General features: G+C 47.0%; 15 protein-coding genes. 4 read left to right on the top strand and 11 right to left on the bottom strand.

Annotated elements, in window-relative coordinates:
- Position 1: 1 nt before the first annotated feature.
- The 8 genes from EOO49_RS00235 to recJ all read right to left on the bottom strand — a co-directional run bounded on the left by EOO49_RS00235 (position 2) and on the right by recJ (position 15,630).
- Positions 2 to 1,294: a BNR repeat-containing protein gene (locus EOO49_RS00235; RefSeq protein WP_290841866.1), complete on the bottom strand. Its 1,293-nt coding sequence runs from the start codon at positions 1,292 to 1,294 to the stop codon at positions 2 to 4.
- A complete protein-coding gene (locus EOO49_RS00230; protein WP_290841865.1) occupies positions 1,291 to 3,252 on the bottom strand; it encodes a DUF2264 domain-containing protein in 1,962 nt (653 codons plus the stop codon). The genes EOO49_RS00235 and EOO49_RS00230 overlap by 4 nt, the downstream gene beginning before the upstream one ends.
- Positions 3,253 to 3,372: 120 nt before the next feature.
- On the bottom strand, positions 3,373 to 4,992 hold the full coding sequence (locus EOO49_RS00225) for a RagB/SusD family nutrient uptake outer membrane protein (protein ID WP_290841864.1): 1,620 nt from the start codon (positions 4,990 to 4,992) through the stop codon (positions 3,373 to 3,375).
- Positions 4,993 to 5,013: 21 nt separating this feature from the next.
- Entirely contained in the window at positions 5,014 to 8,019 is a 3,006-nt protein-coding gene (locus EOO49_RS00220) for a TonB-dependent receptor (RefSeq protein WP_290841863.1), read from the bottom strand.
- Between the two features lie 339 nt (positions 8,020 to 8,358).
- Positions 8,359 to 12,447 carry a two-component regulator propeller domain-containing protein gene (locus EOO49_RS00215; protein WP_290841862.1) on the bottom strand — a complete coding sequence of 1,363 codons (4,089 nt, stop codon included), beginning with the start codon at positions 12,445 to 12,447 and terminating at the stop codon, positions 8,359 to 8,361.
- Positions 12,448 to 12,741: 294 nt separating this feature from the next.
- The gene (locus tag EOO49_RS00210) at positions 12,742 to 13,095 is read right to left on the bottom strand and encodes a hypothetical protein (RefSeq protein ID WP_290841861.1); all 354 of its coding nucleotides are present in this window, start codon (positions 13,093 to 13,095) and stop codon (positions 12,742 to 12,744) included.
- A gap of 64 nt (positions 13,096 to 13,159) precedes the next feature.
- Positions 13,160 to 13,717 (bottom strand): hypothetical protein, encoded by a 558-nt coding sequence (locus EOO49_RS00205; RefSeq protein ID WP_290841860.1) that lies wholly within the window; start codon positions 13,715 to 13,717, stop codon positions 13,160 to 13,162.
- Between the two features lie 212 nt (positions 13,718 to 13,929).
- Positions 13,930 to 15,630, bottom strand: coding sequence for a single-stranded-DNA-specific exonuclease RecJ (recJ, locus tag EOO49_RS00200; RefSeq protein ID WP_290841859.1), 1,701 nt, complete (start codon positions 15,628 to 15,630; stop codon positions 13,930 to 13,932).
- A 716-nt stretch (positions 15,631 to 16,346) separates the two neighbouring features.
- On the opposite strand from recJ, the gene ade reads away from it, so the two are divergent.
- Complete coding sequence (gene ade, locus EOO49_RS00195) at positions 16,347 to 17,969, top strand: adenine deaminase (RefSeq protein WP_290841858.1); 1,623 nt, start codon at positions 16,347 to 16,349, stop codon at positions 17,967 to 17,969.
- Between the two features lie 66 nt (positions 17,970 to 18,035).
- Here the strand turns inward: ade and yiaA are convergent, their stop codons facing one another.
- The 3 genes from yiaA to EOO49_RS00180 form a co-directional block, all read right to left on the bottom strand.
- Positions 18,036 to 18,437 carry an inner membrane protein YiaA gene (yiaA, locus tag EOO49_RS00190; protein WP_290841857.1) on the bottom strand — a complete coding sequence of 134 codons (402 nt, stop codon included), beginning with the start codon at positions 18,435 to 18,437 and terminating at the stop codon, positions 18,036 to 18,038.
- Between the two features lie 207 nt (positions 18,438 to 18,644).
- On the bottom strand, positions 18,645 to 19,322 hold the full coding sequence (gene rsmI / locus EOO49_RS00185) for a 16S rRNA (cytidine(1402)-2'-O)-methyltransferase (RefSeq protein ID WP_290841856.1): 678 nt from the start codon (positions 19,320 to 19,322) through the stop codon (positions 18,645 to 18,647).
- Complete coding sequence (locus EOO49_RS00180) at positions 19,322 to 20,671, bottom strand: hypothetical protein (protein ID WP_290841855.1); 1,350 nt, start codon at positions 20,669 to 20,671, stop codon at positions 19,322 to 19,324. Before EOO49_RS00180 ends, rsmI begins: the two co-directional genes overlap by 1 nt.
- A 186-nt stretch (positions 20,672 to 20,857) precedes the next feature.
- Between EOO49_RS00180 and EOO49_RS00175 the strand changes: the two genes are divergently transcribed.
- From EOO49_RS00175 to mscL, 3 genes are all read left to right on the top strand, one after another.
- A complete protein-coding gene (locus tag EOO49_RS00175) occupies positions 20,858 to 21,481 on the top strand; it encodes a thymidine kinase (protein ID WP_290841854.1) in 624 nt (207 codons plus the stop codon).
- Positions 21,482 to 21,487: 6 nt separating this feature from the next.
- A complete protein-coding gene (locus tag EOO49_RS00170; protein WP_290841853.1) occupies positions 21,488 to 23,932 on the top strand; it encodes a bifunctional UDP-N-acetylmuramoyl-tripeptide:D-alanyl-D-alanine ligase/alanine racemase in 2,445 nt (814 codons plus the stop codon).
- 69 nt (positions 23,933 to 24,001) lie between these two features.
- Entirely contained in the window at positions 24,002 to 24,388 is a 387-nt protein-coding gene (gene mscL, locus EOO49_RS00165; protein ID WP_290841852.1) for a large conductance mechanosensitive channel protein MscL, read from the top strand.
- Positions 24,389 to 24,557 lie beyond the last annotated feature (169 nt).

Below are 24,557 nucleotides of genomic sequence, written 5' to 3'. Positions count from 1 at the left end.
TTCAGTGAGATTTAGGAAAGGTGATTTCTATGATTTTTACGGGCAATTCACTCGTTTCGAGCAAACCTTCACCGTCGATTTGGGTCGTTTTTTGGGCGAATATGTGCAGCTGTTTTTTCGTTTTCCACAGATTCCGGTCGTAATTCGGTTCCCATTGGGCGAGATCTTCGTCTGAAATGTCAGAAACCGTCCAAGTCGCAAAAGGCTTTTGGGATTGCGCTATCGAGAGTTTGTTGCCGCGTTCCTCATCGCGAAAAATCAGATACATCTTGTTCGAATCGACAAGCAACTTCGGACGCGAGACAGGAATGCGTTTCGTACCGCCGCCGCCCAAATCGAAAGGTGTTTTGCGAAATCCCGAATCGCTCATTTGCCATTTTCCGTCATTCAGGTAAACGACTTTATACTGCGGAATTTCTCCCGTTTTCCAATAAGTCGCGATGTAAGGATTTCCAGATTCGTCAACAGTCATCGCCGTTTGGTTGATCAGGGACGAATTTTGTGGAATGTTCCAGATTTTCTCGGCCGACGCTTCGGTAATGGGAAGTTGATATGTTTCTCCCGATGACTTTTTCCACGTTTTTCCTTCGTCGTCAGACATCGCAAAACAAAGATCGTGGTTCGTGCTCACGTCATAGGTTTCGCGCCAGGTCCACGAAATGTAGATTTTTCCGCCAGATGTGCACGTTTGCCAATATGCGCTTCTTTGGTTTTGTCCGTCGACGAGATTCTCGTGGATTCGCGTCCATTTCCTGGTCTTAAGATCGTATTTGTTCAGCACGAGATTGCCGCGTCCGGATGCGCCTGATCGGTACAAAAACAGCAGATTTCCGTTTTCGAGTTTGTGGAATTCGGGATACGTGACTTTGTTTTCGTCATTTCCGACCATCGGGACTTCGTCCGAAAAGTCCAATCCGTACCGTTTTTTACTCACTGCATAGCGCAATTTGGAATCGTGGTGATCGAAGCTCAGGTGCAAAAATCCAGCTCCGTCGAGCGCGATCGAAATCGAGTTGTGCGCATCTTGGGCTTTGCCGATGAACCGCGTCTTTTTGGTTTCCCATTCGTCCGAATTCAGCTTGCGTTTGGCCACGACGACATTCGCATCTTTGTCGTAAAAAGCCGTGAATTGCCAGTTTTTGTCAGAAACGACGGCATCCGAACGAAAAATCACGGTGTTCACGGTGTTGCGCGCCCAACCATTCCCTACGAAGCGCTCGCGAGCTTTTTGGCCGTTTGCATCCGCGAAAGCGAAAACAACCAAAAGGACGATATTTCGGAACAGACTTTTCACGATTTGAGACGTTTTAGCACTATATTTTTGGCTTGGTAACTAGTTTCAGATGTTGGAATTTCGCTTCCCGACGAGCCGTTCATCTGCAAATTCACGATGAGCCAAAACGGTTTTCCGGTGAAATCTGTGTAGTGTTCGGCGGTTTTTTGTCCATCTATAAAATACGTGAGAAGTGCGTGAGAGTCGTCAATATACTTGAGAATCGCCTTGTAGGAATGCCAGCATTTATCGGCATCGGCAATCGCGGTTTTCTTGCTTGTGACGTTTTGTTGCGTGATGAAAGTGTTTTGCCAATTGACCTCATCGCCTTTGAATTCGAGAATGTCAGATTCTGGCGGCCAACCGTTTACGGCCGTGATCCAAAATGCCGGCCACGTTCCTTTTGCGATCGGCGCTTTGAAATCGCCCGAAATCTCGTACTCGGGAAATTGTTTCGAAAGCAAAATTTGGTGTTTCGCGTGAACCGCGCCCGATTTGAACCTGATTTGCTCGAATGGCGTGTGTTTGCTTTTTCCTTCCGATTTCAAAACCGGAATGGCCTTGATAGTCAGAATCGAATCTTTGACCGAAACCTGGCTTTTGTACATTCTGGCCGAGCCGTTATGCTCATTTCCCCAAGGATAAAAGGCGTTCCAGACCTTGTCGAATTCGTTTTGGCTTGACAGATTTTTAGCCGAAATCAACGTTTCCCAGTTGCGCTTGTCGGGTTGTGGTTTCGCCGGATAGTACGCGTGATCGATCTGGCCTTTTTGCCCGGACCAGATTTTCTTTTGCGTCCAATCTGCATCGGGCGCCGACCAGAATTCGGTTTGCTTTGGAAGTCCCAAAACCAGGAAAACTTCGGTAGCCAAATACAAACTTCCGGTTGAGATATACGGTTCGGCGAGTTCGGGTTGATGTCCTGCAAATCCCAATGTCAACCAGCCTTTTTCGTCGAAAGTTCCGGGCATTTCAAGTTGTTTTTTGACAACCGATTCAAGCGCACACCGAACTTGGGCCGGACTCACACCAACGGGCAACTCCTGACGCAACGCCAGCTGCGAAAGCGCCTGGAAAGCTCCGAAACGGTAAACGATCGAACGACCGATTGGCGGAAAAGTGCCTTCGGGAGAAATCAAGCGTTCCTGAACTTCGGAGTAACGGCGCGCCCTTTCGAGATATTTGTCGGAGCGATCGATGTAATCGCCTCGATAGCGCCAATTTTTCAGTTTGGATTTGTGCTCTTGCAAAACCGATAGAATGTCGAGCAACATCGGTTGGATTACGTAACTGTTGTAATAATCGTTGTGGAATTCGGGCCCGTCTCCGTACGTTCCGTCTCCCAAATACCATTCTTCGTGTTTTTTGAGCGCAAATTCCAATCGGACGAAATCGGCTTCGCCTTCGAATTTCAAGAGAGCGGCTTCGATCGTTCCTGAAAACAGCAGCCAATTCGTGTAAGGCGGCGAGGTTTTTCGTGTCGATTTGAAAGCTTCCAACAATCGTTTTTGCGTGGTTTCGTCCAATTTCTTCCACAAACTCGGGGCGCGCAAAAGTCCGTTGGCGAGAAAGGCCGCGTCTACCAAAGGTTGTCCTTCTCCAGAAAAGTTGAGTTTGTCGGGCGAGTTCGGATCGACTGAATTCTTGAGACATTGCACAGTCATATCGATGTAGATCTTGCGGAGTTTTCCTTCTTCGGAATCATCCGAACCCAATTCCAGCCAAGGCGCGATTCCCGACAAAGTGCGTCCGAAAGCTTCCAGATGAGTTAAGGCCGCGCGGTCGCCCCAAGTTCCGCCGTAGGTTTCAACGGGCATTGTCTTTTTAAGCTCGTTTCGGCTTAAGGCATCCAAGACGGGATGTGAGATTTTTAGAAGTGCGTTCACGTAAAACGCCCGGGAATCATCGCCCGAAAGTTTCGTTTGCGCAGTAGTCGAGCAAAAGCAAATTCCGACAAGTAAAAAACAGAAATACTTCATTGTAAGAAGATTAGGAATCGGGATGCGATTTTGGAAAAAAACCTGTTTGCCGAAGCTCGTTATCGGCAAACAGGATGAAGTGTGTAAAAAAACAATATAACTAACTCTAACCAAAAAGTATTAGTTCTCGTAACCAGGATTCTGCTCGAGAACCGCGCCAGTGTTGAGCTGGATCTCGCTAAGCGGAATCGGGAAAAGCAAATGTGTCGAAGTCAATCCCTGAATTTGGGCTTGAGGTTCGGGATTGTGAAGCGTAGCTCTTTGCACCAAAGTTCCGGTTCGCATCAAAGTCATGCGGCGGTTTTCCTCGGCCAGCAACTCGCGTACGCGTTCGTCCAAAATAAAGTCCAAGGTGATATCAGATGCAGCAACCTGCGGTGCGTTGGCTCTCGTTCTCAAAGCGTTGATCGTTTCGGCCGCGCCGGCGAGATTGCCTTGCTTGAATTGTGCTTCGGCCTTGAACAGATAAGTTTCGCCCAGACGCATCAGGATAAAATCTTTCCACATTCCAAATCCGAATACATCGCGCGAATCGTATTGTCCCCATTTCAAAGTATAAGGCGGAATGTTCCAGAGCGTATCCGATCCGGTGTAAGGCACTTCCTGTCCGTAAATCGCCGCAAATTGAGGCGCCGGATTGTTGTAATGGAAACGTCTGTGCAGGTTGTATTTGGAATTTCTCATATCGGTGTTGTCATACAAATTGTAGATCACCCAATTGTTGAGTCGCATACGGGCGATGCCGCGTCCGCCAAGCGAATCTGCGGGAATCATGCCGTTTATGTTGTGATAGGCCGCGCCCCAAACTCTTCGCTGTTGCGGATTTCCGGTACTTCCGCCGCGAACGTCAGACGGATTCTCGTTCTCGAGCGTCCAAAGTGTTTCGGAATTTCCTTGCGAACGGCGCTGGTTGCCTTTGAAGAACATATCTGAAAATGGATCGCCCGGCTGTTGTGCTTTTACGCCGTAACGCGTGTCTACCAAACTGAACGCGTTGCTCGAAATTACCGCGTCGGCTTGTGCTTCGGCCAATGCCGGTTGATTGGCGCGCAGGTAAAATTCCGAGAACAGATGATGCGCGGTGTATTTTGTGATGCGTCCTTCCTTGCGACCTGCGACTTGACCCGGAGCCGGCAAATTTGTCGTGGCAAAAGTCAGATCGGATTCGATCAATGCGTTCACTTCGGATAACGGCGCGCGCACGAAATCGACTCTAGGCGTCGTAACAGGTTCGGTTATCAACGGAACGCCACCGTACAAAGTCGCGAGTTTGTTGTAAGCCAATGCCCTGAAAAACTTGGCCTCACCTTCGACGAAAAGTTCTTCTTCTTCGGTCATATCGGCAACATCCGTAGTCGAAACCGACTTGATGATGCTGTTTGCGTTCTCAATGATGTTGTAGTACAAAGACCAAGTGATTCTCGCTGCGTTGTCATTCGATTCGAGTTCGTTGTAATGGTAATACGGACGCTCGATTCCCTGAGGTTGCACCGGCCACGTGATGTCGGTTCCGGCTTGCCAGACGCAAAGATAACCTTGGTCGTTGCTCTGGGTGTAAAACGTGCTTTCCATTTGGTAGAGGCCGACCAACGCCGCTTCGAAACCGAGTTTGTTCGTAAGCGATTGAGGCGTCAAGGTCGAATAGACTTCCTCGTCGAGAAAAGATTCACTGCAAGAAGTCGTGGCCAGAAGTGCCCCGAGACTTGCGATGAAAAGTGATTTTTTGATATTTGATTTCATGATTTTTCTTTTTAGCAATTTTTACAGATTCAGATTGAGTCCGAGGGAGATCGAGCGCACTTGCGGATAATTGTTCGTCCAGTCGCCCGAACCTCTGTACGAGAAGTTGTTTTCCGGATCCCATCCTACCCAATTCGTCCAGGTGTAAAGGTTTCTTCCCGACACATAAATCGTAAGGTTCTCGATTCCGGCTTTCCCGATCAGGTCTTTGTCGAAAGCATAGCTCAAACGCACATCCTGAAGGCGCACGAAACTCGCGTCTTTCGGATAACCGTAACCGCGTGTATTGAAATAACCCAAAGACGGTCTTGAATTGCTTTGGTTGTCAGGCGTCCAATAGCCGACTTCGGCAGGAATATTCCTTCTTCCGACTTCGTCTCCGTAGTTCAGATCCGGATTGCCTTTAAGCGATCCCTGGCTCGTGTATACGAATACGCTCAGGTTGAAATTCTTGTAGGTGAAACGGTTGGTGATTCCGCCGGTCCATTTCGGAAGCGACGTTCCCAGGTATTTTCGGTCGTTTGCCGCATCGATCACGCCGTCTCCGTTGAGATCGCGGAATTTGATATCGCCTGGAACCGCGCCAGGATCTTGCCCTGACGGATCTTCTCCGGTTTGCCAGATGCCTTCCATCTGATAATCGTAAATCGCTCCTATCGGTTTTCCTATAAACCATCTGTTCACGATATCATCCTCGCCGCTTCCGTTGAGTTTGGTAATCTTGTTCTTGACTTTGGAATAGTTGACGCTCGTTTCCCATTTGAAGTTCTCGGTCTTGATGTTCACCGTGTTCAGGGAAATCTCGATGCCTTTGTTTTCGACGCTTCCGATGTTGTCCAGGATGAATGTCGAACCTGTAACCGTCGGAATCGATCTTCTCATCAACAAATCGTCGGTTTCGCTTTTGTAGTATTCGACAGTTCCCGAAAGTCTGTTTCCGAAGAATCCGAAGTCGACCGCGGCGTTGGAAGTTGTCGTGGTTTCCCATTTCAGATTCGGGTTTGCCAGACCGTCGGTGATAAAAGTTCCGGTTTGTGCCGCTCCCGAAAACGGATATTGTGTCGTTCCCGCCAAAGACAACGTTCCGTAAACACCGACCGCTTCGTTACCCGATTGTCCGTAAGACAAACGCAATTTCAAAAGATCGATCTGTTTTATGTCTTTGAGGAATTTCTCGTTACTCGCGTTCCATCCGATCGCTCCCGAAGTGAAAGTCGCATATTTGCTGGTGTTGACGCCAAAAACCGACGATCCGTCGCGTCTTACCGTAACCGATCCCAAATAACGATCGTCGTATGCATAATTGGCGCGTCCCATCTGCGAAAGCAAAGTGCGCTTGTCCTGATACGAAGCCGCGGTGATCGTCGCCGCCGACCCGATGTTGTTGAAAGTCAATTCGTCGTTCACGAAACCGACTCCTGTCGTGGAATTGTCGTTCCATCGATTTTCCTGAGAACTGTACAAAGCCGTAAGGTCGATGTGGTGTTTCCCGAAAGTGCGGTCGTAGAACAACAGGTTTTCCACGATCCAATAGCGGCGTTCGCTGTCGTAGATGTAAGCTGTTCCATTGTTGTCATTGGCTTCGCGTCCTTTGTAAGTCGCCACGCGTCCCGGTTGGAAACTGTAGGAAGCGTTGAGGCGATACTTCAGACCTTTGGCGAAAGACGGCGTAATTTCCGCGAAAGCGCTTCCGTTAAGGTTGCGACGTCTTTCCTCACGCGCCGTTTTCAATCCCAAAAGCGGATTTTCGTAAAGCAATTCGGGTGACATCGGGTTGATGATGAGCGAACCGTTGTCGTTATACGGCACGCTAAACGGACTCATGGCCGATGCCAGAAGCAAATTCGCGCGTCCGCCGTCGTAATTGTTGTGCGCATAAAATGCCGATCCGCCAAGTTTGATGGCATTGTTGATCTTGAAATCGAAGTTCGCACGGAAGTTTGAGCGGCGATATTGGTAACCTTGCACGACGCCATCTTGCTCGAGCCAGTTGCCCGAAACCATGTACTTGGCATTCTCGTTTCCGCCCGAAACACTCAAATTGTGTTCCTGCAAACTTCCCGCTTTGGTTACGACGTCCATCCAATCGGTCGTTCTTCCGGCGTTGTAGTTGTCGATTTCACTTTGGTTGAGCAACGGATTCGTGTCGTTGATGTTTCTCGCTATTTTGTAGTCGGCATATTTCTGCAGAAACGCGTCCGGACTCATTGGCGTCAACATGTGCGCGATTTCTTCCACGGCATAGTAAGTGTTGTAGGAAACCGATGGTTTTCCAGTCGCGCCGCGCTTTGTGGTGATCAAAATGACGCCGTTCGAACCGCGCGTCCCGTAAATCGCCACCGCCGACGCATCTTTGAGAATCTCGATGTTCTTGATGTCGGCCGCGGGAATGTCGTTCAAACTTCCGCCTTCAAACGGAATGCCGTCAACGACCAAAAACGGGTTGCCCGAAGCGGTAAGCGAGTTGTTTCCGCGAATCTTGATCGAACCCGTACTTCCGGGAACGTTCGAACCTTGGATTACCGTGACGCCGGCAGTGCTTCCCTGAATGGCTTGAGAAATGTTTGTCGCCGGAAGATTCTTGAGTCTTTCTGTAGGAATGGACGCGACCGAACCCGTGATGTCAGAGCGCTTTTGCGTTCCGTAACCCACGACGACGACCTCGTTCAAAGTCGTGCTGTCTTCAGACATCGAAATGTCGATTGCCGACTTTCCGCCTACCAAAACTTCCTGTGTCTTGAATCCGACAAACGAAAATACGAGCGTGGCGTTCGCCGAATTTGGCGTGATGGAGTAATTTCCGTCGATATCGGTTACGGTTCCTATGTTGGTGCCTTTGACCAAAACGGAAACGCCCGGAAGCGGAAGGCCGGTGTTGTCGACGATTTTTCCCGTAATCGGCCCTTGCACGACCACGGCATCTACCGACACTTTTTCGGCAGCCGAAACCGGAGCCGAGACAAGCAACAAATGGAAGGCGATGCAAAACCATTTCAGCTTGAAATCAAGATGGTACTTGTTTGTCATAAAAATTTGATTGGTTTTAGTTTCGAACTTTTTCGCCAATTCTCACGATGGTGGTTTTGCATCTGAAAAGCGACAAAAGTTCATTGGTTAGCTTTTGGTCAATCTCGAAATCGATTTAGTTTTTCGTTTGGATGTGTCCGATGAAAATTGCTTCAAGGAAACCATCTGGAAAAAAAACAGCCACTAAAACGTTATAGTGATGTCGATCGGATGCAAAGTAAACGGGGGCAAACCGATCCAAAAGGGGGACAAATCATAAAAAAGAAGGGGTAAAATCACAAATCTGAAATTTTGGGAACGGATTTTTTCAGATTCGGTATTTTCAGAATTCCTATCGCATCATTTGTTCACGACGCTCATTTCGCGGTTGAATCCGACGCGGTATTTTTTCACGTAAGCCGATGGCGTCATCCCGAACAATTTCACGAATTGTTGTCTGAAATATTTCTGGTCCTCGAAACCAACCTGAGTGCTCGCCTGCAAAATATTCACATCTTCTGTCAAAAGCAAAAGTGCGGCTTTGCGAAGCCGTATCGACCTGATGAACGCGTTCAAAGTCTGACCCGAAATCGCCTTGATCTTCGTATACAAACTCGAATGGCTCATTCCCATGGCTTTCGAGAACGATTTGATCGTAAAATCCTTGTCGTCGAGATTGCCTTCGATCACTGCAATGCAATTCTCGAGAAACTCCTTGTATTCTGTGGGAACTTTGGCCGAATTCTCTTTCAGCGTAATGCTGTCGAGGTAATAGTTGCGAAGCTGGCTGCGGCTTTTGAGCAAAGTTTCGATGCGCGCCAGCAAAATATCGCTGTCAAACGGTTTGGTAATATAATCGTCGGCACCGCCCGTTATGCCTTCGAGTTCGGTTTCCGAAGCCGATGAAGCCGTTAGCAAAACCACCGGAATGTGTCCCAAATCGCTGTCAGACTTGAGTTTTCTACACAATTCGAGTCCGTCTATTTCGTCCATGTTCAAATCTGTGACCACGACATCAGGTACGTTTTTCTTGGCCGATTCGAAACCTTGTTGGCCGTTCGCCGCTCCAAAAACCACGTAATGCTGGCCAAAAAGCGTCAGGAGATAATTTCTGATCTCGTCGTCGTCGTCCACGATCAACACTGATTTTTTGTCGGTAATCACCGTCGGAATCGAATCTTCAAGCGCTTGTTGTCTTGCGGAAAGCTTCGGATTCTCGATTTTGTCGGCTCTCAACTCGTCGAAAATCTGCGATCGGTTTGAAACCTGGTTTGAGATTTCTTTTCCGTTCAAATGCGATTTCCCTTTTTTGAGTACGACCGAAAAAGTCGTGCCTTTGCCCGGAATGCTTTCGCAGTCAATTCTGCCGTGGTGTTTGTCGATGAAATTCTTGACCACGAAAAGCCCGATTCCGAAGCCTTTCCCAAACGAAACCTTTGGATTCGCCTGCCGGAATTTCTCGAAAATCGTACTGATTTCTTCCTGCGCGATTCCGACGCCCGTATCGATCACGCGAAAAATCGCCTCGTTTTCAGATTCTTCGAGCTTGAGTGTGATTTGTCCGCCTTCTGGCGTGTATTTGAATGCGTTTGCGACGAGATTGAACAACGCGATCTCGATTTTTTCCAGGTCTCCGAAAATTTCCACATCGGGCAAATTGGAATCCAACTGATACGAAATCTTCTGTTCCTGAGCCTGATACGTAAAACTCTCGAACACGTCCTGAACGATCTGGCGCAAATCGAGTTGCGAGATTTTGAGGTCGTCGACTTCACTTCCGGCCTTTCTGAACAACAACAATTGGTCGACCAAACTCAGCAACCTTCGGGCATTTCTATGCGCGACCAAAAGATCAGGATTTGATGCGTTTTCAGATTCGTCCTTTCGCAGCAATTTGCGCAAAGGGTTGATAATCAGCGAAACAGGTGTTCTGAATTCGTGTGAAATATAAGTGAACATCGAAAGTTGGCGCTCGGCCATTTCTTTTTCCTTTTGGCTTTCCATCTGCACCAAACGCAACTCGAATTTCATACGTTCCTTATAGCGATTGTAGCGCAAATAGGCATAAACGGCCGAGGCGACGATCGTGAAATACAGCAAATAAGCGTACCAGGACAAATACCAAGGCGGCAAAACCTCGATCGTAAGCAGCGCAACCGGCGTTTTCCATTTTCCGTACAAATCTGTGGTTCGCACTTTGAAAACATATGTTCCGGCAGACAATCTCGTGTAGCTCGCATTTCTGTTCCTGACGTCAAAATTCCAGTGGTTTTCCCAGCCTTCGAGTTTGTAGGCATATCCGATTTTGTCCGCAAAACGAAAGTCAAGTCCGGCAAAATCAAGCGAAATCGTGGTTTGGTCGAACGGAAGCTCGATCGATTTGACCTCGCCTTTTTCGGTTTGCCCGATAAGATCCGGATGTTTTGACAGCGGTTTGTTGTTGACCAGAATTCCGGTGAGTTTCACATCGATCGGGCGTCTGAAATCGCTGATTTTCGTCGGATCGAAAACGTTGAAACCATCGATCCCGCCAAAAAGAAATTCGCCCGAAGACAACGACAGCGCGGCATTGAAACTGAATTGGTTGCTTTGCAATCCGTCGGAAACCGAAAAATTGCGGAAGCTTCCGTCTTTGGCATCGAGTCGGCTCAAACCATTGTAAGTGCTCATCCAAATGCGGCCGTTCTTGTCTTCGAGCAAGCGCAAAACCGTGTTTCCCGACAAGCCTTGCGTCGTGGTGAATCTTTGGTAATGGCCGTTTTTTGGGTCAAAATTCAGCAAACCGCCTTCGGAAGTCCCAACCCAAAGCCTGCCGTTTTTGTCTTCGAGAATGCTGCGGATCGGATACCCGATCTTATACGATTTGAAACTGCGATTTTTCACGTCGACACAATACAGACTGTTGTAATCGCCCGACCAGATTTTGCCGTCCTTGGTTTGCGTCAGACACAATAAATCTGAAAGTCGTCTGTCAAAAACCTCAAATTTCTGGGCTTTGCGGTTGAATTTATACAAAGTGCCTTCGTTGGTCGCACTCGCCCAAATGTTCTGGTCGTTGTCCTTGAAAAGGCACCAAATGTTCTTTTCCTCTCGTTTCGTAAACGGATTGATGCACTTGAACCATTCGATCTTTCCGGTTTTGGCACTCAGCCGATTAAGTCCGCCGGACCAGGTTGCGAGCCAGATGTCGTCGTTCACGTCCCGCAGCAATCCCGTGATGAAATTGCTCGAAAGCACTTGCGCAGTGCCCGAAGTTCTCGCCACGGTTTCATATTGGCCGGTTTTCCTGTTCAGGAATTTGAGTCCGGCGCCGTCTGTTCCGACCCAAATATTGCCGTTTTTGTCCTCGCAAAAAGACAGGATAAAATTCTCGTTCGGATCTTGCGTCTTGACAGCTTTTACTTTTTTGAAATGCGTTTTGGTCGCAATGAGTTCAGTCGCGCCGCCTCTCAAAGTGCCAATCCAGATTCCGCCCAATTTGTCTTTGCACAATCCCCAAACCGCATCGCTTTTGAGCACGTTCTGGTTGTCGATTTTGGCCAACGCACCCGCCATTTTCTGGTTTTCCGATAAGGTAAAAACACCTTTTCCGTCGGTCGCGATCCAGATTTTATTGGTGTCAGATATCAAGTTGGTGACGAAAACCCGCGTCGGTAGGAGATTTTCGGTAATTTTCTCCGCTTTGGAATCGTAAATAAAAAAACCCTCATCGGTGCCGAATGCGATTCGTTTTCCCAACGCGAGGATGCAGTTCGCTTCCTTGAAACTATTCGGAACGATCGATAATTTCAGGGTTCGCAAAGAAAATCTGCACAAGCCGACCCTGTTCACCATCACCCAAAGCGATTGTTTTTCTTCTGAAAAATCGATTCCCGTGACGCTGTAGTTGAAGTTGTCCTTGAGACCGTCCTCCATTGGGATTCGCTTTCCCATAAACGAATTTTCGTCGTAAACGATCAATCCTGAACGCTTGGTTCCTACGAGCATTTTCCCGTTTGGCAAAGCTTTGATCGAAAGCACGATGTCTCGCAAAATCTCGCGTTTTCCGTGACCTGAATCGTAGTAAAGCGACTGGAAAGTTTCGGTAATCTTATCCAATACACAGCCGCCGTTAGAGCCGCCGATCCAAAGTCTGTCGTGAGAATCTTCGCATAACGAATGCACAAAATTGGCTTGGAGCGAAGTACTGTCGCCGATGATATTGCGGTAAGCCTTGAAATCGTAACCGTCGTAGCGATTGAGTCCGTCGTAAGTTCCGAACCACATATAGCCGTCTCGCCCTTGGAAGATCGTATTCACCGAATTGTTCGACATGCCGTCGTGGATGTCGAGATAACGTATCGACGTGTCTTGCCCAAAACTTGTGCAGAAATTCAAAAACGCGAACAATCCCACGAGAAACCGCATTTTGGACTTGAAACCGACGGACGTTTTTTGGCGAGAATTCATCTTTAAAGCAGGCGTTGCGAAATCTGAAATTTCTGAAAGTTGAATTTTGTTTCGGAATTAGTGTGGATTATACAAATATAATAAGGAAACAAAGCCGCATTTTGAACGTGATTGCAAAAAAAGTCTTCCGAGGTATCTAAACTGGTAGGTTGTTTTCTTCTCTGAAGTAAAAATACCGCAATCGATTTCGGATAAAACCTAGAACAGGCAAGCCAACCGGACGTTTGCGCAAATAAAGACATTACCTACCGGAATTTCCGGCGAGGAAGATATAAGTTTGGATAAAAGGATGAATCAGTTGCGACCGATTCCTGAAGTGAATTTTAGCAATCGCATTCGGAACAACGTGCCTTGTACTAAATCTTTTATGCCGTCGAGTTCTGATTTTGAAACCGCCAGATCGATTTGAGAAACGGGCGTCTTGAGTAAAAATCGCATGCACTCATGACGCATTCCGCAGCCGTCGCACGTGTTTTTTCGGCAACTTTCGTCGATTAGATTCGCAAAGGTCTCGAGTTCGGATTCGTCGAGATGGAATCCGGTTTCCTTGAACACGATCTGAACCTTTTCCGACAGGATTTCATCGCCTTTTTTCCAGTAAAAAGCGGTTCCGTGGTCGTTGAAGTAAAGCGGAGCGATCTGTCTCATGGCATCAATTTTCGAGGTTGACACAAATATAAATATTATTTAAATTCGTTCTAAATAATATTTGCTAAAATCGAGGGAAATGGATAACAAGTGGTACTTCGCTATCGACTTTCTGCCCATAAACCGTTGCCGGGACCCATTTTGTATTTTCGATAAACGCCTCCAATTGCGATAAATAGTATTCCGCAAACTTATCGTCGTCCGGGTTGACAAAACTTGCCGAAACTTTCACTCCGGAAATCCTACCGTCAGCATGTAAAACGAACGACGCATTCAGATACGAAAATCGTTCATTCACTTTCTCGAAAGTAAAATCTTTCGGACAAGGCACTTTTTCGAGGAAATCGCGCTTGTAGTTTGTAAAGTGCTCGGAATAATTTGCGCAATTCGGGTAACGGGCAACAGTGTCGCAGCTACCAAACCCAAAAATAAACTTTGGATTTTTTCCCAAAAATTGTTTCGTCGCATCGATTCGGACGACCTTCATGAACTCTCGTCCGAACTTTAGCTCCATTGCCTTGTTCATCGCTTGTTCATAACAGTAGGCGCTCAGGTCTTCTGGATGAACCGTTTCACCACATATCAAACTTTGGCGAATCGCCACAATTTTTTTCTTGGCCAAAACTGCCTTAATTTCCTCAAAAATTGGCTCGTTTTGCGATATTTCGAAGCTTTCGTAATATTTCCATCTGCCGTTACTTACATCTTTCTCGGCTTTACTCCGCCCGATTTCGCAAGTTGAGTCGGACATTGAACCACTTCCATTGTAAACGCTTTTGCAATCCTGTCCGTAGACGGAAAAACCAAACAAAATCATGAGAACCACAATTTTCTTCACGATTCGATCGCTTTAACGTCTTTCACTCGCAACTGCATCGAAACTTCGCCATTCCACTCGTTTTCGTCCACGCAATAAACCGCATCGAATCGCTTTTTGTTGCGAACCAAATCCATTTTGTTGCCTAAACCGAATCCTACGGCAGAAATCGCCGCGGACTGCTTTTGCTTGACGGAAAGCTTGAGATGTTTGCCGTTCTCTCCTATTTGCCTGGCGAAACCGCTATCTGACAAATTCTTCGTGAGGAAAACCGGCGTCATATTTTGAGGTCCGAATGGTTCGAATTGTTTCATGATCCGAAAGAACTTGGGCGTAATTTGGGAAAAGTCGATTTCCGCGTCCACCGAAATCTCCGGCGTTTTCAAATCCGGATGCAACGTTTCGGACACCACTTTCTCGAAAGCCTGCTTGAAGCACCCATAATTTTCCTCCTTTAACGTCAAACCCGCCGCATACATATGACCTCCGAATTGCTCGAGATGTTCGGCGCAAGCTTCAAGTGCGTTGTAAACGTCGAATCCGGCGACAGAACGCGCCGAAGCCGCCAATTTCTCACCCGATTTCGTAAAGACCAGAGTTGGTCGATAATAAGTCTCGATAAGCCGCGAAGCCACAATCCCTATTACGCCTTTGTGCCAATCTTGCTGAAAAACCACTGTCGACGAGCGCTCGGCTTCCAGATTCGCTTCGATCTGCGACAGCGCTTCCTGGGTAATCTGTTTGTCCAAAGTTTTGCGGTCTGCATTGTATTTTTCGATTTCCGATGCATATTTCGCAGCCAACACACTGTCGTTCTCCGTAAGCAGATCGACGGCGTGATGCCCGTGGCGGATTCGTCCGGCGGCGTTGATTCTGGGCGCGAGCAAAAACACTACATCGGTAATATCCAATTTCGATTTTTTGGCGTTGGCGATAAGCGCTTTGATTCCCTGACGTGGATTATCGTTTATGACCTCAAGTCCGAACTTGGCCAAAATGCGATTTTCGCCCGTCATTGGGACGATATCCGCCGCGATTGCCGTGGCAACCAAGTCGAGATACGGTTTCAGGTCGTGAATCGTTTGTCCGATGTTTTGTCCCAAAGCTTGAACCAGCTTGAACCCGACACCACATCCGCAAAGTTCATCGTACGGATAATCACAATCGGCGCGCTTCGGATCAAGAACCGCAATGGCTTCGGGCAAAGAATCGCCAGGTCTGTGATGGTCGCAAATGATGAAATCGATGCCCTTCTCCTTGGCGTAAGCTACGTGCTCGATCGACTTTACGCCACAATCGAGCGCGATTATGAGTTTGCAGCCGTTGTCGTCGGCATAGTTTATTCCGTCGAAAGAAACGCCGTAACCTTCTTTGTATCGGTCGGGAATATAGGTGCAGACATTTTCGTATCGGCTTCTCAGATAGGTCGCCATCAACGAAACCGAAGTCGTACCGTCAACGTCATAATCTCCAAAAACAAGAATGTTTTCTTTGTTCTCGAATGCCCGCTCAATCCGCTTGACGGCTTTGTCCATATCTTTCATGAGATACGGATCGTGCAAATCGTCTAAAGTCGGACGAAAAAACTGTCGCGCTTGCTCAAAAGTCGTCACGTCACGCTGCGCCAAAAGTTGGGCGACAAGCGGCTCGACGTTGAGCGAAGTTGCTAATTCTGAAATGATTTCGGGATTGACCGAAGAAGGGAAAGTCCAGCGCATATACTTGAATTTGAATGGTGTCGATGTGGTAAAAGTAAGAATATTTCGGTTTGGAAAATGCGCTTTTGGACAAAATTTTGTGTTTGACAAAAACTACAGAAAATCTGTAATGACGGTGTTCCGAAATTGTTATTTTAACCCTGTCAGGGTTTTAAACAGTGACAGGGTTACGCGTAGAAAAAAAATCTCGGTTTTCAATACAGAAAATCTGTAATGACGGTATTCCAAAATTGTTATTTTAACCCTGTCAGGGTTTTAAACGGTGACAGGGTTACGCGTAGAAAAAAAATCTCGGTTTTCAGTACAGAAAATCTATAATCACGGTATTCCAAAATTGTTATTTTAACCCTGTCAGGGTTTTAAACAGTGACAGGGTTACGCGTAGAAAAAAATTTTCGTTTTTCAATACAGAAAATCTGTAATCACGGTATTCCAAAATTGTTATTTTAACCCTGTCAGGGTTTTAAACAGCGACAGGGTTACGCGTAGAAAAAAATTTTTCGTTTTCAGTACAGAAAATCTGTAACCGCGTTTCCTTTTTTTATATAAAGACCTGTCACGTCTTTAGAGGTGACAGGTCTATAATAAAACGCCAAACTTTAACATTTTCAACTAAAACGTCGGCACAGAAAAAAACAAAACTCAAAAATTTTGGCGCACGATCCCGTTCCGATTCCACAAAATTACCCAACTTGCCAACTCCAAAAAGAACCAAAATGCGAATACATGGCCAAATCGTCGACATCAGGAACCGAAGGATTTTCTCGGGAGAAATCCTAGTAGAAAACGGGAAAATCACGTCGATTTCCGAATTGGAACACGAGATAAAAACGTACATATTACCAAGTTTCATCGACGCCCACATCCATATTGAAAGCTCGATGTTGGTACCTTCTGAATTCGCAAAAATCGCTGTGACCCACGGAACCGTCGCCACGATTTCAGACCCGCACGAAATTGCCAATGTTTTGGGTTCCGACGGCGTGAAATTCATGATAGAAAACGGCAAGAAAACGCCGTTCAAGTTCCATTTTGGAGCGCCTTCCTGCGTGCCTGCAACGAATTTTGAAACCGCCGGAGCGACGATTGATTCACAAGGAATCCGCGAACTTTTGGCCTTGCCAGACATTTACTACCTGGCCGAAATGATGAATTATCCGGGCGTGATTTTCGACGATGAGGAAGTGCACAAAAAGCTCGAATGGGCAAAACACTTTGGGAAGCCTATCGACGGACACGCACCTGGTTTGAGAGGCGAACAACTCAAAAAGTACGTTTCGGCAGGAATCACGACCGATCACGAGTGTTTTACATATGAGGAAGCGTCCGAAAAGTTGGCTTTGGGCATGAAAGTCATCATCCGCGAAGGCAGTGCGGCAAAGAATTTTGAGGCGTTGATCGATCTGTTGGACGAGAATTTCGAGAATATGATGTTCTGTTCAGACGACAAGCATCCTGACGATTTGCTGCTCGGCCACATCAACCAACTTTGCGCGAGAGCCGTGGCCAAAGGAATCGACGTTTTCAAGGTATTGCAAGTCGCTTGCCTGAATCCGATTTCACACTATAATATGAATGTCGGAAGTTTGGAAATTGGCGCTTCCGCAGATTTTATAACGGTGGAAGATTTGGTCGATTTCAAGGTTTTACAAACGTTCATCGACGGACAACTCGTAGCCGAAAACGGAAAATCGTTCATCGAGTCGGTCGAATTCGAGAAACCGAACGCGTTCAACATCAGACCCAAAAATCCATCCGATTTCGCAATCGACGCGACATCGGACAAAATTCGAGTGATCGAGGCTTTGGACGGACAACTGATCACGAACGAATTGCATCTGACACCAAAAATACAAAATGGGAAATTGGTTGCCGACGTAGAAAACAACATTCTCAAAATGGTAGTCGTAAATCGGTACAAAGAGGCGAAACCAGCCGTGGCTTTCATCAAAAACTTTGGACTGAAACGAGGCGCGATCGCCGGTTCGGTGGCTCACGATTCACATAATATCATCGCCGTCGGAATTTCTGACGAGGAAATCTGCAAAGCCGTAAACCGGATCGTTTCTAACCTTGGCGGAATTTGTGCCGTCGACGGAAATCTCGAAAAAACGCTTCCACTTCCAGTTGCGGGAATCATCAGCGACAAGGATTGCGTCGAAACCGGACGCTTGTACCAGGAAATCGACGCGATGGCGAAAGGCTTGGGAAGTCCACTCAAAGCGCCGTTCATGACACTTTCGTTTATGGCTTTACTGGTGATTCCAGACTTGAAATTGAGCGACTTGGGACTTTTTTCCGGAAACAATTTCGCATTCACCGATTTGTCCGTAAAATAAAAAACCACAATCCGGAAGTTCCCGAATTGTGGCTTGTGTTTTCTGCAACTGCAACTGCTACTTTCTCTACTCCTTGTCTACAACGAGATTGTCACGCGTATTTTTCTGGACGGCGATCGCCCCAAAAATCGACAAAAGAAACGCAAACGCATAAAATCCTTTCTCGCTTGGTAAAATTGTCGCGTTCCAAAGTCCGATGATCAAAAGCGTGATCGCCATGATCGTTCCTGTCCAACAGATTCCGTAGTAAATGTCGGTTACGGGAATGCCTTCGAGTCTGTCGCGGACAGCTTTCTGCAAAGAGATTACCGAAAAAACGCCGAACATCAAAACGGTAAAATAATAGCCTTTTTCGTTCAATTCCATATCGGCGCGCGCCAATCCTACGATGTAGCCAATGATTCCCGCCGAAAGTGCGATCCACGAAGCTGCGATGAACGCCGCCGAAACTTTTTGTGCTTGTGCCATGTTTTTTATGAGTTTGGTCGAACCAAAATTATCGGTTCTTGCTCGCCAACAAAGAAATTTAAGAAAAAATTCTGTTTCGGCTCTTATTGAAAACTAGGTTGCTAAAGTGAATTGGCACTGGATTCTTTTTTGTCAGATTCGTAAAACCATGTCAAACACGAGAATTTCCGTTGACGAGAAGATTCGTGCTTTTTTAAACTTCGAAAATTACTTGCCCGATTTTCCACCAACAACAGCCACAATTTCACCTTTGACAGTTCCATTTTCAAAGTGCTTCAAGACTTCGGCGGCAGTTCCTCTCGCGGTTTCCTCGTGCAATTTGGACAATTCGCGAGACACGGAAACCTGTCGGTCTTCGCCGAAATACTGCACGAATTCGCCCAAAGTCTTGACGAGTTTGTGAGGAGAAACGTAGAAAATCATGGTTCGGGTTTCTTCGGATAAAGCCAAATACCGCGTTTGACGGCCTTTCTTCTCGGGCAAAAATCCTTCGAAAATGAATTTGTCGTTCGGCAGACCGGAATTCACCAAAGCCGGAACAAAAGCGGTCGCGCCAGGCAAACATTCGACTTCCACTCCGTTTTCGACACAAGCGCGTGTGAGCAAAAATCCCGGGTCCGAAATCGCCGGCGTGCCCGCATCTGAAATCAACGCAAAAGTTTCTCCAGATTTCATGCGCGCCACCAATTGCTCGACGGTTTTGTGTTCGTTGTGCATGTGGTGCGAGATCATGTGCGTCCCAATTTCGAAATGTTTGAGCAGTTTTCCCGAATTTCTCGTGTCTTCGGCCAAGATCAAATCGGCTTCTTTCAAGACTCGGATGGCCCGAAAAGTCATATCCTCCAAATTGCCGATCGGCGTCGGAACCAGGAACAATTTACCCATTATTGAAAGCGTTTTTCGACAATTTCCAAAAAGCGCTGCTCATATTCTTCTTTGCCTTTCCAATTCTCATAATCGGGTTTGACCATCGTGTCGATGAAATCTTTGGCATCGGTGAAATTGTCGAACGTAATCAGCTGCGAAAGCACGCGATTGTAGTCTTCGCTCGAATTGTTGAACAAGTGTTTCATGAAAGCGATTCGGTCGTTCAGGCCAATCGTAATGCCTTTTGACAACTTGTCGTTCAAGGTGATGCCGCGCTCGTCTTTGTTGAGCGGAATCACGTTTATCTTGTCGAAAGAACGCGTAATAGGAATGACTTCCGTCGGTTCTTGAGATTTCGTTTCCTCGAATTTCGGAGCTTCAGGCTCGACAGGTTTTGGCGTTTCATAAGAATTCTTAAGTTCTTCGGGCGTCACGAAAACCGGGTCGGCGTAGTCTTTCCCGAGCAAATCATCGAAAGTGAAAGTTGGCGCTGGCGTGTCCTCGGAAGTTTTTTCTTGCTGTTTGTCCTCGAAACTCAACTCGAATTTCGGAGAGAAAATATCGTCTTGGTCTGATTTTTCCGGCGCTTCGGTATTGGTTTCGGCCGCCGGCATTTCCTCTGGTTTCGACTCCCAGAACATTTCCTCCGCTTTTTGTGCTTCCTGGGCGAATTTTAATTCCTCAGAAGCTTCTACGGGAACGAATTCCTTGCCTTCTTCAAAAGTTGGCGATTCTATTTTTTCAGTTGGATTTTCTTCAGATTTTTGTTCCGATGCGATTTCTTCCGACTTTTCTTCTTCAGATTTGACTTCTTCGGATTTGACTTCTTCGGATTCGGCCGAGACTTGCTCTGATTTTGGTTCGTCAGCTGTTTCTTCGAACGATTTTTCTTCAGATTCGATTTCTCCCGATGCTTCTTCCGACTGATTTTCGTTTGATGAAACTTCGGTTTCGGCTTCGGCGTGCACTTCTGATTCTTCCTCAGATGCGACTTCCGGCTCTTTTTTGTCTTCTTCGGCCAAAGGCTCGTCGGTCACGGACTTTGACGCCGCCAAATTTCCTACCAATTGGGAAACGCTTTCAGGCGTCGGCATGTCTTCCAATTCTTCCGCCGACGGGATTTCGCCCACGACAACTTTCTCTTCCTTGGGTTCATCCGCGAAAGCGCTTTCGATCTTTTGCTCAACTTCGGCTTGACCGATTGTCGGCTTTTGGTCTCCGAAATTCTCCTCGACAAAGCGAAGCACCGACAATTTCTCGTATAATTTTCGCGCTTCTTCCTGCAAAACCGCGATGTCTTCTTTGTTCTTTAGCTGTAAAATTCGGTGTGCAAGGCTGATAAGTTCGGCTTCGAGCTTCTTTTTCATGACTGGAAAATTAGGGTGTGGCAAGGCGTAATCTTAACTTGATTTTCTTTGGACGGAAAGCGGTCTTTGGCAAAATTTTTCTACTTTTGGAATCGGCTCGAAAGCCACAAAACGACAAATTTCACGACGGTTTCCGCTCCCGCAAATTAAAGAAAACCGTTTCATTTACACTGCGAAAATTACGAAATGTTTCTCGAAAATACAGTTAACCACAAAGAACAATTCGGTTGGATAGAAGTCATTTGCGGTTCGATGTTTTCGGGCAAGACCGAAGAGCTGATCCGGCGTTTGAAGCGCGCCCAGTTCGCCAAGCAAAAGGTCGAGATTTTCAAGCCCGCGATCGATACGCGCTATCACGACGAAATGGTCGTTTCCCACGATTCGAACGAGATTCGCTCGACTCCGGTTCCGGCCGCGGCCAATATTGCGATCCTGGCAATGGGTTGCGATGTCGTAGGAATTGACGAAGCCCAGTTTTTTGACGATGAGATTGTTAGGGTTTGCAACGACTTGGCCAACCAGGGCATTCGCGTGATCGTCGCCGGACTCGATATGGATTTCAAAGGCAATCCGTTTGGGCCGATGCCCGCTTTGATGGCGACTGCCGAATACGTGACCAAAGTGCATGCGGTTTGCACCAGAACCGGAAATCTGGCGAATTATTCGTTCCGGAAATCTGATTCCGACCGACTGGTTTTGCTAGGAGAAACCGAAGAATACGAACCTTTGAGCCGCGCGGCCTTTTTTTCGGCTATGTGGAAAAACAACGACCAACCCGGCACTTCACCCGAAGATCCGCACCGAAAATAACCACCGTTGCACGTGACTTTAAAAAATATCATTCCCGTCATTGGCGCCAAATGGGTCGGGGAATTTGACGTGGCTTTCATTTCGCACATTTCAATCGACAGCCGATCGCTGCAAAATGGAGCCGAAACGCTTTTTTTCGCACTTTCCGGCCCAAATAACGACGCTCACAACTACATAGGCGAACTCATCGATTCCGGCGTGGTCAATTTCGTGGTTTCCTACATTCCAGAAGAAGTCAGGAATCAGGCGAATTTTCTCGTTGTCGACAATACGCTCGCGGCATTGCAGCAATTCGCGACCTGGTATCGCAATCATTTCAAGTTTCCGGTTATCGGGATTACCGGAAGCAACGGCAAAACGATCGTCAAGGAATGGCTGAACTTTGTGCTCGGCCCGGATTTCAATATCATCAGAAGTCCGAAAAGCTACAATTCGCAGGTCGGAGTGCCACTTTCGGTGATTTCGATCAATGAAAAACACAATCTGGGGATTTTCGAGGCCGGCATTTCGACGGTTTCCGAAATGGAAAATCTCGAACCAATCATCGCCCCGACAATCGGGATTTTGACGAACATAGGAACGGCTCACGACGAAGGTTTTTCGAACATCGCCCAAAAAATCAAGGAAAAACTCAAGTTGTTCAAGCATTCGAGTTTGTTGATTTACAATTTGAACAAGACCATCGAGGCTTTTATTCCGCCCGATACAAAACGGTTTTCGTGGAGTTTCAAAGACGAATCTGCCGATGTTTTTCTCGAGAGGCGAACTTCGGGCGATCACACTTTTGTCGCCGTAAACTGGAACGAGCGCGCTTTCGAGGTCGAAATTCCGTTTCGCGACGACGCTTCGATCGAGAACGCCATGCATTGTTTGCTGGTTTTGTTGCATTTCGGATATGAAAACGACGTGATCAAGAACCGGCTTTCGATGTTGTTCCCGGTCGAAATGCGACTCAAAGTCAAGAAAGGCATCCACAATTCGACGGTAATCGACGACAGCTACAGTTCTGATTTCCAGTCGCTGAAAATCGCTTTGGATTTTCTAGAAACCCAAAAGCAGCACAAGAAGAAAACGTTGGTTCTGTCGGACATTTTCCAGTCCGGATTGACCAACGAGGAACTTTATTCGCGCGTTTCCCAACTCGTGATTTCCAACAAGATCAACCGCGTGATCGGCATTGGGGAAACCATTTCGGCATTCAGGCACAAATTTGTCAATTGCATCACTTTCGATACGACGAACGAGTTTTTGGCCGCGTTCGACCAACTCAATTTCGCGAACGAAACGATCCTGGTCAAAGGCGCGCGCCAATTCAGGTTCGAGAAAATCGTGTCGCTTTTGGAAGAAAAGACGCATGAAACCGTATTGGAAATCAACCTCAACGCGATTTCGCACAACCTCAATTTCTTCAAGTCGAAACTGAATCCCGACACGAAAATGATGATCATGGTCAAAGCTTTCGGCTACGGAAACGGCGGTTTCGAAATTGCGCGTTTGCTCGAACATCACAAGGTCGATTATTTGGGCGTGGCTTTCGCCGATGAAGGAATTGCGCTCAAAACCCAAGGCATTTCACTTCCGATCATGGTCATGAATCCGGAATCGACAAGCTTTGCCTCGATAATTCAATTCGGACTCGAACCCGAAATTTACAGCCTGAAAGGTTTGGTAGCGTTTCTCAAAATCGCCAACGAGAAGAAACTCGAACACTATCCGATCCACATAAAACTCGACACCGGCATGCACAGATTGGGTTTTGAGGAACCGCAACTTCTCGAACTCATTTCGGTCTTGAAGGAAAACAAATCGGTCAAGGTCAAATCGATTTTGTCTCACATGGCCACGAGCGACGACCTGCAACACCACGCGTTCGCGCTTTCACAGATCGCGTTATTCGAGAAAATGTCGTCATTGATGATCGCACAATTGGGAATCGACCCGATCCGCCACATCCTGAACACTTCGGGAATCAGCAATTACACTGAAGCGCAATTCGACATGGTGCGTTTGGGGATCGGGCTTTACGGCGTTTCTAACGATGCGTCGGAACAAAAATACCTTGAGAATGTCGGCACCTTGAAATCTATCCTTTCGCAAATTCGCACGATTCCGGCCGGCGACAGCGTTGGCTACGGACGAAGATTCACCGCCGAACACGAAACCAAAATCGCCACGATTCCAATAGGTTACGCCGACGGGATTTCGCGCCTTTGGGGAAATGGCATCGGGTACGTAAACGTCAATGGCAAAAAAGCGCCTATCACGGGAAGCATTTGCATGGACATGTTGATGGTCGACGTCTCTGGAATTACATGCAAGGAAGGCGATCCCGTGGTGATTTTTGGCGAAGATCCAAGTGTGGTCTACATGGCCAAACAACTCAAAACCATTCCGTATGAGATACTTACGAGCATTTCCCAACGTGTAAAGCGGGTTTTCTATCGCGAATAATCGCATCAATTCCCAACTGTTAAAATAATTTTGGGTAATTTAGTCGGAGTAATCTAAAACAAACGAACTATGGGATTCATTTCAGAATTTAAAGCTTTCGCCATGAAAGGCAATGTCGTCGATCTTGCGATTGGTGTCATCATTGGCGCAGCCTTTGGAAAAATCGTCACGTCTTTGATCGAAGACGTCATCACACCTTTGATCTTGAAACCTGCGCTCGAAGCGGCGAATCTTGAAAAAATCGGCGACCTGACGCTTTTCGGAACGGTTAAGTACGGAAACTTCCTGTCGGCCGTGATCAACTTCGTTATCGTGGCTTTTGTTTTGTTCCTGATCATCAAAGGCATCAATTCAACCCGTAAAAAAGAAGCCGATGTGCCAGCCGCGCCACCAGCGCCAAGCAACGAAGAAAAACTTCTCATGGAAATCCGCGACGCTTTGAAAAGCCGTCCGTAAAAAAGTTACCGTTAGCTACACTACATATTCACTAAACCACGCTCGAAAGGCGTGGTCTTTTTTTGGGCTTTGGTTGCTGGATTTTACCCGTGTTAAGCTAAAAAACGACTTCCTTTAGTAATGCCAATTAGAAAGTTTTTAGTACAGCGGGATTTTGTTTCATAGCTTG

It is taken from the genome of Flavobacterium sp. (assembly GCF_004295795.1).
GTDB lineage: Bacteria > Bacteroidota > Bacteroidia > Flavobacteriales > Flavobacteriaceae > Flavobacterium.
Note: the sequence above shows the minus strand (reverse complement) of the source record. Positions and strands in the feature narration are given on the sequence as shown.